The sequence below is a fragment of the Butyrivibrio sp. genome, from assembly GCF_017940685.1.
GTDB lineage: Bacteria > Bacillota > Clostridia > Lachnospirales > Lachnospiraceae > Butyrivibrio.
The window spans coordinates 1-14,317 of sequence record NZ_JAGAYD010000120.1 but is presented as its reverse complement, the minus strand read 5'-3'; the positions used below and the strand labels follow the sequence as shown (position 1 = coordinate 14,317).

Sequence of the window (14,317 nt, the reverse complement as noted above, 5' to 3'; positions counted from 1 at the left end):
TGAGGAGCACCTACATTAGCCTCAACCTTATACTCTCTAAGAAGTCTATCAACGATGATATCAAGGTGAAGCTCACCCATACCAGCGATGATTGTCTGACCTGTTTCAGGGTTTGTATGAGCTCTGAATGTAGGATCTTCTTCAGCAAGCTTCATAAGAGCCTCATCAAGTTTCTGCTGACCAGCCTTAGTCTTAGGCTCGATAGCAAGCTCGATAACAGGATCAGGGAATTCCATAGACTCAAGGATAACTGGGTTCTTCTCATCGCAGAGTGTATCACCAGTTACTGTATTCTTAAGACCTACTGCTGCAGCGATATCACCTGAATATACTTTATCAAGGTCAGAACGCTTATTAGCATGCATCTGAAGAATACGTCCAAGACGTTCCTTGCTGTCTTTTGTACTGTTAAGTACATATGATCCAGAATTAGCTGTACCACGATATACACGGAAGAATGCAAGCTTTCCTACGAATGGATCGCTGACAATCTTGAATGCAAGAGCTGCGAATGGGCCATCATCTGTTGACTCAACCTCAACTTCATTGCCATCCATGTCTGTACCCTTACAAGCAGGGATATCAAGTGGTGAAGGCATGAACTCGATAACAGCATCGATAAGTTTCTGGATACCTCTGTTCTTGTGGGCAGAACCACAGCAAACAGGGAATGCTTTACACTCGCAAGTAGCCTTACGAAGTGCAGCCTTAAGAGCATCTACAGAAGGCTCGTTACCTTCAAGGTACTCCATCATAAGATCTTCATCAAGATCGCAGATCTTCTCAACGAGTTCTGAGTGATAAAGCTCAGCATCATCCTTAAGATCAGCAGGGATCTCACCAATAGTAACATCCTCACCCTTATCATCATTATAGATGTAAGCCTGCATCTCGAACAGGTCAATGATACCCTGGAACTGATCCTCAGCTCCGATAGGAATCTCGATCATGATAGCGTTCTTTTTAAGTCTGTTACGGATCTGTTCAACAGCTCCGAAATAGTTTGCTCCGATGATATCCATCTTGTTGATGAATGCCATACGAGGAACATTAAATCCATCAGCCTGACGCCAAACGTTTTCAGACTGTGGCTCAACGCCTTCTTTTGCGCTGAATACACCTACAGCGCCATCAAGTACACGAAGTGATCTCTCAACCTCAACAGTAAAGTCAACGTGACCAGGTGTATCAATAATATTGATACGATGCTCTAAAGCGCCTGGCTTAGCCTTGCCGTTTTCCTGAAGTGTCCAGTGGCAAGTTGTAGCTGCAGATGTGATTGTGATACCTCTCTCCTGCTCCTGCTCCATCCAGTCCATGGTTGCAGTTCCTTCATAGGTCTCACCAATCTTGTAGTTAACACCGGTATAGTAAAGAATACGCTCTGTAAGAGTAGTCTTACCAGCATCAATATGAGCCATGATACCGATGTTCCTGGTTCTCTCCAATGGGTATTGTCTATCAGCCAAAGGTAATTCCTCCTATAAATAATTAAACCAACGTCAATTCACAACAGAAATTAGAATCTGTAGTGTGAGAACGCCTTGTTTGCTTCTGCCATCTTGTGCATATCTTCTTTTCTCTTAACGGCTGCACCAGTGTTGTTGTATGCATCCATGATCTCTGAAGCGAGTCTGTCTACCATAGTCTTCTCGCCACGAGCTCTTGAGAAATTAACAAGCCAGCGAAGTGCAAGAGCCTGACGTCTATCTGGTCTAACCTCGATAGGAACCTGGTATGTAGCACCACCAATACGTCTAGCTTTTACTTCGAGAGCAGGCATGATGTTGTTCATAGCTCCCTCGAATACTTCAAGAGCAGGCTTACCAGCCTTCTCCTCTACCTGTGCGAATGCACCGTATACGATCTTCTGGGCAACGCCCTTCTTGCCATCAAGCATAACTGTGTTGACAAGCTTGGTTACAACCTTGTTATCGTATAAAGGATCCGCTAATACGTCACGTTTTACAATATGTCCTTTACGCGGCACGGTTCTTCCCTCCTTTAGTATTTCCTAAATTCATAGGTACTCACTAATTAAGTGTTCGTGCGGTTTTCTTACTGCTTATATTACGAAATAATATAGAAAAAGAATCCCAACACTATCTAATTAGATCTGTTAATAGATACAATGATTACTTGGCAGCCTTAGGTCTCTTAGCGCCATACTTAGAACGAGCCTGTTTTCTGTCGGCAACTCCTGCTGTATCAAGGGTACCTCTGATGATGTGATACCTTGTACCAGGAAGATCCTTAACTCTTCCACCACGGATGAGAACTACGCTATGCTCCTGAAGGTTGTGTCCCTCACCAGGAATGTAGCTGGTTACCTCAATACCGTTAGAAAGACGTACTCTGGCGATTTTTCTCAGAGCAGAGTTAGGCTTCTTAGGGGTAGCTGTCTTAACAGCTGTGCACACGCCACGCTTCTGAGGAGAAGCTGTTGCTGTAGCCTTCTTGTGAAGAGAGTTGAAACCCTTCTGAAGAGCAGGTGCAGTAGACTTCTTAACAGATGTCTGACGACCCTTTCTAACTAACTGGTTAAATGTTGGCATTCTTTTTACCTCCTATTTTGATATATGCATAAGACAAAGGGGCATAGTTTACCCCTTTGTCAATACACGCAATTAAGAATTATAAATACTATTATTTTCGTTGTCAACTAAATTTTTTATGACAACTTTTTATTCTTCAGAGTCAACCTCGTCGTTGTCATCCTCGATATCGATGTCTTCTTTAACTGAAGCCACCTCATCGTCGAAGTCTCTTCTTCTCTTTTTGAGAATGAGCTTCTCAGGATCTTTGAAGTTAGCGTCTGTGTTAAGAGCTGTGCTTCTGTATCTCTTCATACCTGTTCCAGCAGGAATCAGCTTACCAATGATAACGTTCTCTTTAAGACCAATCAATGGATCAACCTTACCCTTGATGGCTGCATCAGTAAGAACCTTAGTGGTCTCCTGGAATGAAGCAGCTGAAAGGAATGAGTTAGTTGCAAGAGCAGCCTTAGTGATACCAAGGATTACCTGCTTGCCTTCTGCAGGCTTCTTGCCCTCTGAGATAAGAGCCTCATTGCTATCCTCAAAGTCAAGTACATCAACAAGTGTTCCAGGAAGGAACTCAGTGTCACCACTTTCGTCTACCCTTACCTTCTTAAGCATCTGACGTACAATGACCTCGATATGCTTATCACAGATATCAACACCCTGGAGACGATATACTCTCTGAACTTCTCTAAGGAGATAATCCTGAACTGCACGGATTCCCTTGATCTTGAGAAGATCATGAGGATTTACAGAACCTTCTGTAAGCTCATCACCTGCTTCGATGTTTGTATCATCTAATACCTTGATACGTGATCCGTAAGGAATAAGGTAAGCCTTAGACTCGCCTGTCTCCTCATTAGTAACTACAACTTCACGCTTCTTCTTAGTATCTCTGATCTCTACATGGCCTTCAAGCTCTGAGATGATTGCAAGTCCCTTAGGCTTTCTAGCCTCGAAAAGCTCCTCTACACGAGGAAGACCCTGTGTGATATCTCCACCGGCAACACCACCAGTGTGGAATGTTCTCATAGTAAGCTGTGTACCAGGCTCACCGATTGACTGAGCTGCGATGATACCTACTGCCTCACCTACCTGAACAGCCTCACCTGTTGCCATGTTAGCGCCGTAGCACTTAGCGCAGATTCCGTTGTGTGAACGGCATGTAAGGATTGTTCTGATCTTAACTGCCTCTACAGGACCGCCCTTGCTGTTAACACCAACTGAAAGAATCTTAGCTGCTCTTGAAGGAGTGATCATGTGATTCTTCTTAACGATCACATTGCCGTCCTTATCCTTGATGGTCTCACAAGCATATCTTCCTGTGATTCTGTCTGAAAGTGGCTCGATGGTTTCTTTTCCATCCTTAAATGCCTTAACAGTCATTCCAGGAATAACTTCCTTACCTGCACAGCAGTCAACCTCGCGGATGATAAGTTCCTGTGATACATCGACCATTCGTCGTGTAAGGTAACCAGAGTCCGCTGTACGGAGCGCTGTATCAGAAAGTCCCTTACGAGCACCATGAGCTGACATGAAGTACTCCAGAACGTCAAGACCTTCACGGAAGTTTGACTTGATAGGAAGTTCGATTGTACGTCCTGTTGTATCAGCCATAAGTCCACGCATACCAGCCAGCTGTTTAATCTGCTGGTTAGATCCACGGGCACCAGAGTCAGCCATCATGTAGATGTTGTTGTACTTATCAAGACCAGCAAGCAGCTCTTCTGTAAGCTTTTTATCTGTATCCATCCAAGTGTTAACAACTTCGCTGTAACGCTCTTCATCTGTAATAAGACCACGGCGGTAGTTAGCTGCGATAGCATCAACTGTAGCCTGTGCTTCGTCAAGGAGCATCTGCTTTGACGCAGGCACTGTCATGTCAGCGATTGAAACTGTCATGGCTGCACGAGTTGAGTAGTGATAACCTGTAGCCTTAATATCATCAAGTACTTCTGCTGTAGCGAAAGTACCATGTGTATTGATCATCTTTGTAACGATCTGCTTAAGCTGCTTCTTACCAACCATGAAGTCAACTTCAAGTTTTAAGAAGTTCTCAGGATCAGTTCTGTCAACATATCCAAGATCCTGAGGAATGATCTCGTTAAAGAGGAATCTTCCAAGGGTAGACTCTACAAGTCCGGAAACAACTTCGCCCTCAGCGTTCTTCTTTTCCATTCTGATCTTAACTCTTGTCTGGAGAGTGATATAACCATTCTCGTAAGCAAGAATTGCCTCGTCAACGCTCTTGAAGCACTTTCCTTCGCCCATGGCACCAGGTCTTTCCTGTGTAAGGTAGTAGATACCAAGTACCATATCCTGTGTAGGAACGTTTACAGGGCCTCCATCTGAAGGCTTAAGAAGGTTATTAGGTGAGAGCATAAGGAATCTGCACTCAGCCTGAGCCTCAACTGACAGTGGAAGGTGAACAGCCATCTGGTCACCATCGAAGTCGGCGTTGAAAGGTGTACATGCAAGAGGATGGAGCTTTATCGCTTTACCTTCTACAAGGATTGGCTCAAATGCCTGGATACCAAGTCTGTGAAGTGTGGGAGCACGGTTAAGCATAACTGGATGCTCTTTGATTACATCCTCAAGTACATCCCAAACCTGCTCATCGAGACGCTCAACAAGCTTCTTGGCATTCTTTATATTCTGTGAAATTCCTCTTGATACAAGCTCCTTCATAACGAAAGGCTTGAACAGCTCGATAGCCATTTCCTTAGGAAGTCCACACTGATAAATCTTAAGCTCTGGTCCTACTACGATAACGGAACGTCCTGAATAGTCAACACGCTTACCAAGAAGGTTCTGTCTGAAACGTCCAGACTTACCTTTAAGCATGTCTGAAAGAGACTTAAGGGCTCTGTTACCAGGTCCTGTTACAGGTCTTCCTCTTCTACCGTTATCGATAAGAGCATCAACAGCTTCCTGAAGCATTCTCTTCTCGTTGCGAACGATGATATCAGGCGCACCAAGATCAAGAAGTCTCTTAAGTCTGTTATTTCTGTTGATGATCCTTCTGTAAAGATCATTTAAATCTGATGTAGCAAAACGTCCACCATCAAGCTGAACCATAGGACGAAGATCTGGTGGGATTACAGGAATGCAATCCATGATCATCCATGCTGGATCGTTGCCAGACTCTCTAAATGCCTCAACAACCTCAAGTCTCTTGATGATCCTTGCTCTCTTCTGGCCACTTGATGTATCAAGGCCTTCCTTAAGCTCTGCATATTCCTTCTCAAGATCAATAGCCTGGAGAAGTTCTTTGATAGACTCAGCGCCCATTCCTGCACGGAACTTTCCGCCGAACTCTTCTCTGGCATCCTGATACTCTTTCTCAGAGAGAACCTGCTTGTACTCAAGGGTTGTCTCACCTGGATCAAGTACTATATAAGATGCAAAATAGAGAACCTTCTCAAGTACACGAGGAGAAAGGTCAAGGATAAGACCCATTCTGCTAGGTATACCTTTGAAATACCAAATGTGTGAAACAGGAGCTGCAAGCTCGATATAGCCCATTCTCTCACGACGAACGCTGGATTTTGTGATCTCAACTCCGCATCTGTCGCAGACAACTCCCTTATATCTAATCTTCTTGTATTTACCGCAGTGACACTCCCAGTCCTTAGTAGGTCCAAAGATCCTTTCGCAGAAAAGACCATCCTTTTCAGGCTTAAGGGTTCTGTAGTTGATGGTCTCAGGCTTGGTAACCTCACCTCTGTTCTCATCATCTACCTTGTGAGCCCAGCTTCTGATCTTCTCTGGAGATGCAAGTCCGATCTTGATTGAATCAAATGTCATTGGCTGATAAGTCTGCTGCTGTGAAACTCTTCCACTTGAAGCTTCATTTATTGCTTTATTCATTGTTGAATCAGACATCCGTAACCTCTTTTCTATGTTTAGTCGTCAATTAACAGTTAACAATTACTCTTCGTCGAATGACCCTTCTGAATCATCAAAATCATCGGCATAATCTTCATCTGATGCTACGTTTTCAAGCTCGCCTTCTTCATTAAAGCTCTGCTGTGTATATCCGTTAGCCTCAAATCCCTCTGATTTGTAATCACGTCCCTGAGTATCGCCTTCGATCTCATAACGATAATCAGAATCTGTATAATCAACGCTTTCCATAATCTCTACTTCAGTGTTGTCCTCACGAAGTACCTTGATATCAAGACCAAGTGACTGGAGCTCCTTAAGAAGAACCTTGAATGATTCTGGAACGCCAGGATCAGGAATGTTGTCACCCTTGATAATTGCTTCGTAAGTCTTAACACGTCCGATAACATCGTCGGACTTAACAGTAAGAATCTCCTGAAGTGTATAGGCTGCACCGTAAGCTTCCAGTGCCCAAACCTCCATCTCACCAAAACGCTGTCCACCGAACTGAGCTTTACCACCAAGTGGCTGCTGAGTTACAAGTGAGTAAGGACCAGTTGAACGAGCATGGATCTTATCGTCAACCAGGTGGTGGAGCTTGAGGTAATGCATGTGTCCGATTGTTGTAGGTGAGTCAAACTTCTGACCTGTTCTACCGTCACGGAGCTGAACCTTACCATCTGCATGGATAGGTACACCCTTCCAGAGCTCTCTGTGATCTCTGTTCTCATAGAGGTATGTCATTATTTCAGGATGAACGAGGTCTTTATACTTAGCCTCGAACTCTTCCCATGAAGTATTAACATAATCATTGGCAAGCTCAAGAGTATCCTGAATATCAATCTCGTTAGCTCCGTCAAAGATAGGAGTTGCAATATTGAATCCCAGGGCCTTAGCAGCAAGTGAAAGGTGGATCTCAAGGACCTGACCAATGTTCATACGTGAAGGTACGCCCAATGGATTAAGTACGATATCAAGAGGTCTACCGTTAGGAAGATATGGCATATCCTCAATAGGAAGTACTCTTGAAACGACACCCTTGTTACCATGACGACCAGCCATCTTATCACCAACAGAAATCTTTCTCTTCTGAGCGATATAGATGCGAACTGCCTGATTAACACCAGGTGAAAGCTCGTCGCCATTTTCTCTTGTGAATACCTTGGCATCAACTACGATACCGTACTCACCGTGAGGAACCTTAAGAGATGTATCTCTAACTTCTCTTGCCTTCTCACCGAAGATTGCACGAAGGAGTCTCTCCTCTGCCGTAAGCTCTGTCTCACCCTTAGGTGTAACCTTACCTACAAGGATATCACCAGCACGAACCTCTGCACCGATACGGATGATTCCGCGATCGTCAAGATCCTTAAGAGCATCATCGCCGACACCAGGAACATCACGAGTGATCTCTTCCGGTCCGAGCTTGGTCTCTCTAGCCTCTGCCTCGTACTCTTCAATATGTACAGATGTAAATACATCATCACGAACAAGTCTCTCTGAAAGGAGAACAGCGTCCTCGTAGTTGTAACCTTCCCAAGTCATGAATCCGATGAGAGGGTTCTTACCAAGGCCAAGCTCACCCTGTGAAGTTGAAGGACCGTCTGCAATAACCTGTCCAGCCTCTACGTGGTCGCCCTTAAATACGATTGGTCTCTGGTTGTAGCAGTTACTCTGGTTAGATCTCTGGAACTTGATAAGGTGATACTCTTCCTTCTCACCGTCATCATATGTCATCTGTATAAGCTTACTATCTACGAAATCGATAGTTCCTGCTTTTCTTGCAACAACACATACACCAGAGTCAACAGCTGCCTTTCTCTCCATACCTGTTCCAACGGCTGGAGCCTCAGTAGTTAAAAGAGGTACTGCCTGACGCTGCATGTTTGATCCCATCAGCGCACGGTTAGCATCGTCGTTCTCAAGGAATGGAATAAGTGCTGTAGCAACTGAGAATACCATACGAGGAGATACGTCCATGTACTCGAACATTGTCTTAGGATACTCAGATGTCTCATCCTTGTATCTTCCAGAAGCGTTCTTCCTCTTGAAGTGTCCCTCTTCATCAAGAGGTGTGTTAGCCTGAGCTACATGATAGTTATCTTCTTCATCAGCTGTAAGGTACTCAACCTCATCTGTAACCCTTGGGTTCTCAGGATCAGTTCTGTCTACCTTACGGTAAGGTGCCTCAATAAATCCATAGTCATTAACTCTTGCATAGCTTGCAAGGGAGTTGATAAGACCGATGTTAGGACCTTCAGGTGTCTCGATAGGACACATACGTCCATAGTGTGTATAGTGAACGTCTCGAACCTCGAATCCGGCTCTGTCTCTTGAAAGACCGCCAGGACCAAGTGCTGAAAGACGTCTCTTGTGTGTAAGCTCGCCAAGAGGGTTGTTCTGATCCATGAACTGTGAAAGCTGTGATGAACCGAAGAACTCCTTAACTGCTGCCTGTACAGGCTTGATATTGATAAGAGTCTGAGGAGAAACTTCCTCTGTATCGTGAGTTGTCATTCTCTCACGAACTACTCTCTCAAGTCTTGAAAGGCCGATGCGGTACTGGTTCTGTAAAAGCTCACCAACGCAGCGGATACGTCTGTTTCCAAGGTGATCGATATCATCATCATTACCAATACCATACTCAAGATGGATATTGTAGTTAATAGAAGCAATGATATCTTCCTTGGTTATATGCTTAGGAATAAGCTCATGAACTCTCTTCTTGAGTGTCTCTGCAAGACCCTCAGGATCGTTCTTAGCTGTGTACTCCTCTAAGATTTCTTTAAGAACTGGATAATAAACGTTCTCAGTAATTCCAAGTTCAGCTGGATCACACTCGATAAAGTGTGTGATATCAACCATCATATTAGAAAGAACCTTGACGTTGCGCTCCTCTTCCTGAAGGATTACATAAGGAATAGCACTGTCCTGGATCTCTGTTGCAAGTGCTCTGTCAACCTTAGTACCTGCAGCTGCGATCATCTCGCCAGTTGTCTCATCAACAACGTCCTCAGCAAGAACATGTCCGCTGATACGATTCTTGAAATGAAGTTTCTTATTAAATTTATATCTACCTACCTTGGCAAGATCATATCTTCTAGGGTCAAAGAACATAGCTGTGATAAGGCTCTCAGCACTTTCTACAGAAAGAGGCTCACCAGGACGGATCTTTCTGTACAGCTCAAGAAGACCGCTCTGATAATCAGTAGAAGAATCCTTAGAAAAGCTTCCCTGGATCTTAGGCTCATCGCCAAAGAGCTCAAGGATCTCTTCATTGGTTCCAATTCCGAGCGCTCTAATAAGGACAGTAACAGGTACCTTCCTTGTTCTGTCTACTCTTGCGTAGAATACGTCATTAGGATCGGTTTCATACTCAAGCCATGCACCTCTGTTAGGAATAACAGTACAAGCCATGAGTTCTTTACCGATCTTGTCATAGGTTATATCGTAATAGATACCGGGGGAACGTACGAGCTGGCTGACAATTACACGTTCTGCGCCATTGATAACGAAAGTTCCGGTAGCTGTCATAAGAGGAAGATCGCCCATGAAAATCTCATGCTCTGTGATCTCATCCTTCTCCTTGTTGTGAAGACGAACTTTTACCTTCAATGGAGCTGCGAATGTAGCATCTCTCTCTTTACACTTCTCAATAGTGTTCTTGTTCTTGTCAATCTCATCCTCACAAAGCTTGAAATCAACAAATTCCAGACTGAGCTTGCCGCTATAGTCCTCAATTGGAGAGATATCATCGAAGACTTCCTTCAAGCCTTCGTCAAGAAACCACTGATATGAGTTCTTCTGAACTTCAATCAGGTTAGGCATCTCCAGGACTTCCTTCTGGCGCTGGAAACTCATACGAAGATTCTTACCAGAGCCGGTAGGATGTAATCTGTTTTTTTCCATTGACATTTCACCCCGTTCTTTATATTTTTTAGTGGATTAGTGAGGACCAAAACAAAGCACACTAAAAAAGTGCGCAAAAAGTCCCACTGCACCACAATAGTGCATTGTCCATTATACGACCAAGAAAAAGCACTGTCAAGAAGTTTTTTACAAAACAAAAGACCGGGCATGCAATCGCATGTCCGGCCTCGTTAAGCAAAATATTATTTAAGAGTAACCTTAGCACCCTCAGCCTCAAGCTTAGCCTTGATATCATCAGCCTCAGCCTTAGCTGCGTTCTCCTTAACCATCTTAGGAGCTCCATCAACGAGATCCTTTGCTTCCTTAAGTCCAAGACCTGTAAGCTCACGAACAACCTTGATAACCTTAACCTTGTTAGGACCAACCTCTGTAAGCTCTACGTTGAACTCAGTCTTCTCTTCACCAGCTGCTGCGCCGCCTGCTGCAGGACCTGCAACTACAACGCCTGCTGCTGCAGATACGCCAAACTCTTCCTCGCAAGCCTTTACAAGATCGTTAAGCTCGAGTACTGTAAGCTCTTTGATAGCATCGATAAATTCTGCTGTTGTTAACTTTGCCATTATATTTTCCTCCATATAATTAGTAATTTTCAATAAATAAATGTTAGTTTACTGCAAAGAGTAAATTACTCTGCTGCAGGTGCTTCTGCTGTCTCAGCTGGAGCTGCTTCTTCAGCTGGTGCAGGTGCTGCTTCCTCTGCAGGAGCAGCCTCGCCACCTTTCTCTGCGATCTGATTGATAACGCGAGCGAAGTTTGCGATAGGTGACTGCATAGAACCAAGCAATCTTGAAAGAAGAACTTCTTTTGCAGGGATAGTTGCGATCTCAGCCATTGCAGCTGCATCGTAGAACTTACCCTCGATTACACCACCCTTAATCTCAAGAGCCTTAGCCTTCTTAGCAAACTCATAAAGTACACGAGCTGGTGCTGCAGGATCTGTCTCTGAAACAGCCATTGCTGAAGGACCATTTAAGAGATCCTTGAGCTGCTCGAAGTCAGTTCCCTGGAAAGCGAAGTTCATCATTGTGTTCTTGTACACCTTGTATGTTACGCCTTCTTCACGAAGCTTCTTACGAAGCTCTGTATCCTGCGCAACAGTAAGTCCGCGGTGATCTACAAGTACGAGCGCCTGAGCATCTTTGATCTTTGCTGAGATCTCTTCTACTACAGGTTTCTTAAGTTCAACCTTTGCCATCTTTTTACCTCCTTATAGAATTATACCGCCGAAAAAAAGCCTCTCGAAGACATCGAGAGGCATAAAAGTCTATTTCAAACTTTTCCTCGGCAGGCGATCTCTCATTACGTTCCTTGCGGAACACCTGCTGTCTTCGGCATGGCATCTTTCTAACGACCTTGTATAAGTTAACACATAGACTATCTATTGTCAAGCACTTTTTTATTTGGAACTGATGTAGCCATTTCCATCTATGTTCACACCAGGAGACATAGCCGCCATTTCATTAAGGATCCTTGAATATTCAGACCCGGCTGCTTCCGTAACTGTGCAGCCGCTTTGTAGAGCCGGAACAAACTGAAGATTTACAGTTCCATCCTTATGAAGTGTTGTTATGACCATTCCTGTATCAAGACTTTTGGAATTGAAAATGAAGTTGCCAAGACTGTAAACCACTGGCACCCCATCAACATAATCGATTTTCTGAAGAACGTGCGGATGTGAACCTATTATAAGATTTGCTCCGGCGTCGGCGATCTCTTTTGCCTGATCACGCTGAAGGTAATCTATCTCAGTAGTGCTCTCTGTTCCCCAGTGGATAAATACCACCACATAAGCATTTCTCTCTCTGGCTTCTCTTACCTTTTCAAGTAGAAGAGAGTCATTCAGGCACCTGAATACTCCAGGAGAAGTTTCTGTTGCACCTTTTGTATCCGGATTATCAAGTCTCTCTATCTGCGTTGCACAGATGATGGCAATCTTCATCCCATTGTCTGTTATATAGTAAACTGGGTGAGAAGCCTGTTCAATAGTAGCTCCTCCACCGACATAGTCAACACCGGCACTGTCAAGAGCCGCCATTGTATCAAGAAAAGCCTGCTGGCCGTAGTCGTAAGCGTGATTGTTGGCAAGTCCCACTATATCAACACCCATGGTATTAAGTATAGATGCGCTCTCAGGCGCTGCTCTGAAGGTGTAGGTCTTTCCCTCTGTGGGAGTTCCCCCATTGGAATAAGGGAATTCATTGTTGACCATCATTATATCTACGCCCCTCATCTTTTCAAGAAGGCTCTGTCCAACAACTCCCTCTGCTGTGTTGCCCGCTCTCCTGAATGCATCCCCAACAGCATAGCCTGTATCAAAAAGAATATCACCCGCAAATCCAATGGTGACTGTATCCTCATCTCCTGCTCCGATCACATGGGTGTAATCCTCATCACCCTCAAATATGACTGCAGCCTTGTGGGCAGACTCCTCGTCTGTAACTGCTGCATTCATGGCAATACCAGCCTCTGGGATCACTTCCCACTTACTTGCGAAAAGAGATTGCTGGCTGCTTCCAGAGTGTTTAAAACTCTTCACAATAAAAAGAGCTGGGATACCTATCGCCAGCACAATAGCAAAAGTCATCAGAAAAGCCACTGTCTGTGGCTTCTGCATAAGTTTCTTTATACTGATATTATCAGTCCAGTGGTCCTGATCATAATAACCTTTTTTCCTCATGGCTATAAGTATAACACAACATATTGTACCTTTCCAGTTTCAAGACACAAGAAAAGCGGACCACCGAAGTGATCCGCCTCAAGTTCACAAATTTATATATCGCACCCTTCGGATGCGATCCCGCGAGCGTCGTCATATGGACATGCAAGCATGTCCACATTCCTCGTGCTTACGCGAGCATTAGTACTTGTTAGCAACAACCTTGACACCAGGTCCCATTGTTGTAGCAAGTGTGATGCTCTTTAAGTACTGTCCCTTAACTGATGAAGGTCTAGCCTTTGTGATAGCATCCATAAGAGCGTTGAAGTTCTGCTCAAGCTGCTCCTCTGTGAAAGATGCCTTTCCAACTGGAACGTGGATGATGTTAGCCTTGTCAAGTCTGTACTCGATCTTACCAGCCTTGATATCAGCGATAGCCTTAGCTACATCCATTGTTACTGTACCAGCCTTAGGGTTTGGCATAAGACCCTTAGGTCCAAGTACCTTACCAAGACGTCCTACAACGCCCATCATGTCAGGTGTTGCAACTACAACGTCAAAATCAAGCCATCCATCATTCTGAATCTTAGGAATAAGCTCCTCGCCACCAACATGATCTGCGCCTGCTGCCTGAGCCTCATCAAGCTTTGTTCCCTTAGCAAAAACAAGAACCTTAACTTCCTTACCTGTTCCGTTAGGAAGAACTACAGCGCCTCTGATCTGCTGATCAGCGTGACGGGAATCACATCCTGTTCTGATGTGAGCTTCTACTGTCTCATCAAACTTTGCAGTAGCTGACTTCTTAACAAGAGAAATAGCTTCTGCAGCTTCATACTGCTGAGTCTTATCGATAAGCTTAGCAGCTTCTACATATTTCTTTCCGTGTTTCATCTCTCATCCTCCATCAGTCTTCTACTACGATTCCCATGCTACGTGCTGTTCCAGCGATCATGCTCATAGCACCCTCAATGTCAACTGCATTAAGGTCAGGCATCTTGGTCTCTGCAATCTTTCTAATGTCTTCCTTAGAAACTGTTGCAACCTTTGTCTTGTTAGGAACTCCTGAACCCTTCTGGATCTTAGCTGCCTTCTTAAGAAGAACTGCTGCAGGTGGAGTCTTTGTGATGAATGTGAAACTTCTGTCTGCATAAACTGTGATAACAACAGGGATGATAACGTCACCCTTATCTGCTGTCTGTGCGTTGAACTGCTTTGTGAATTCAACGATGTTTACACCATGCTGACCAAGTGCTGGTCCAACTGGTGGTGCTGGTGTTGCTTTACCAGCCTGGATCTGTAACTTAAT

10 protein-coding genes and 1 other annotated feature are annotated in these 14,317 nt (G+C 44.4%); all 10 genes read right to left on the bottom strand.

The genetic code is table 11. From position 1 onward, the window contains the following. Nucleotides 1–1,469, bottom strand: a 1,469-nt coding sequence (fusA, locus tag J6I68_RS07650) for an elongation factor G (RefSeq protein WP_292219175.1), incomplete at its 3' end; no start/stop codon positions are given. 50 nt (nucleotides 1,470–1,519) lie between these two features. Then, the gene (gene rpsG / locus J6I68_RS07645) at nucleotides 1,520–1,990 is read right to left on the bottom strand and encodes a 30S ribosomal protein S7 (RefSeq protein WP_013281752.1); all 471 of its coding nucleotides are present in this window, start codon (nucleotides 1,988–1,990) and stop codon (nucleotides 1,520–1,522) included. Nucleotides 1,991–2,135: 145 nt separating this feature from the next. Further along, a complete protein-coding gene (gene rpsL / locus J6I68_RS07640) occupies nucleotides 2,136–2,555 on the bottom strand; it encodes a 30S ribosomal protein S12 (protein ID WP_026515647.1) in 420 nt (139 codons plus the stop codon). A 129-nt stretch (nucleotides 2,556–2,684) separates the two neighbouring features. Beyond that, the gene (rpoC, locus tag J6I68_RS07635) at nucleotides 2,685–6,410 is read right to left on the bottom strand and encodes a DNA-directed RNA polymerase subunit beta' (protein WP_442861723.1); all 3,726 of its coding nucleotides are present in this window, start codon (nucleotides 6,408–6,410) and stop codon (nucleotides 2,685–2,687) included. 60 nt (nucleotides 6,411–6,470) lie between these two features. After that, the gene (gene rpoB / locus J6I68_RS07630; RefSeq protein WP_292219162.1) at nucleotides 6,471–10,334 is read right to left on the bottom strand and encodes a DNA-directed RNA polymerase subunit beta; all 3,864 of its coding nucleotides are present in this window, start codon (nucleotides 10,332–10,334) and stop codon (nucleotides 6,471–6,473) included. Between the two features lie 203 nt (nucleotides 10,335–10,537). Continuing rightward, nucleotides 10,538–10,915: a 50S ribosomal protein L7/L12 gene (rplL, locus tag J6I68_RS07625; protein WP_292219159.1), complete on the bottom strand. Its 378-nt coding sequence runs from the start codon at nucleotides 10,913–10,915 to the stop codon at nucleotides 10,538–10,540. Nucleotides 10,916–10,980: 65 nt separating this feature from the next. Beyond that, the gene (gene rplJ, locus J6I68_RS07620) at nucleotides 10,981–11,550 is read right to left on the bottom strand and encodes a 50S ribosomal protein L10 (protein WP_292219157.1); all 570 of its coding nucleotides are present in this window, start codon (nucleotides 11,548–11,550) and stop codon (nucleotides 10,981–10,983) included. 23 nt (nucleotides 11,551–11,573) lie between these two features. After that, nucleotides 11,574–11,705, bottom strand: a sequence feature (ribosomal protein L10 leader region). A 46-nt stretch (nucleotides 11,706–11,751) separates the two neighbouring features. After that, nucleotides 11,752–13,032, bottom strand: coding sequence for a CapA family protein (locus tag J6I68_RS07615; RefSeq protein WP_292219155.1), 1,281 nt, complete (start codon nucleotides 13,030–13,032; stop codon nucleotides 11,752–11,754). A 180-nt stretch (nucleotides 13,033–13,212) separates the two neighbouring features. Further along, entirely contained in the window at nucleotides 13,213–13,902 is a 690-nt protein-coding gene (gene rplA, locus J6I68_RS07610) for a 50S ribosomal protein L1 (protein WP_292219152.1), read from the bottom strand. Between the two features lie 13 nt (nucleotides 13,903–13,915). Next, nucleotides 13,916–14,317: 50S ribosomal protein L11 (rplK, locus tag J6I68_RS07605; RefSeq protein ID WP_292219149.1), on the bottom strand; the 402-nt coding region annotated here is incomplete at its 5' end.

Bases quoted from the DNA above. Each gene is read 5' to 3' on its own strand.
- rpoC (WP_442861723.1), bottom strand. From the start codon at position 6,410: ATGAATAAAGCAATAAATGAAGCTTCAAGTGGAAGAGTTTCACAGCAG.
- rplJ (WP_292219157.1), bottom strand. From the start codon at position 11,550: ATGGCAAAGGTTGAACTTAAGAAACCTGTAGTAGAAGAGATCTCAGCA.
- rpsL (WP_026515647.1), bottom strand. From the start codon at position 2,555: ATGCCAACATTTAACCAGTTAGTTAGAAAGGGTCGTCAGACATCTGTT.
- rplL (WP_292219159.1), bottom strand. From the start codon at position 10,915: ATGGCAAAGTTAACAACAGCAGAATTTATCGATGCTATCAAAGAGCTT.
- rplA (WP_292219152.1), bottom strand. From the start codon at position 13,902: ATGAAACACGGAAAGAAATATGTAGAAGCTGCTAAGCTTATCGATAAG.
- J6I68_RS07615 (WP_292219155.1), bottom strand. From the start codon at position 13,032: ATGAGGAAAAAAGGTTATTATGATCAGGACCACTGGACTGATAATATC.
- rpoB (WP_292219162.1), bottom strand. From the start codon at position 10,334: ATGGAAAAAAACAGATTACATCCTACCGGCTCTGGTAAGAATCTTCGT.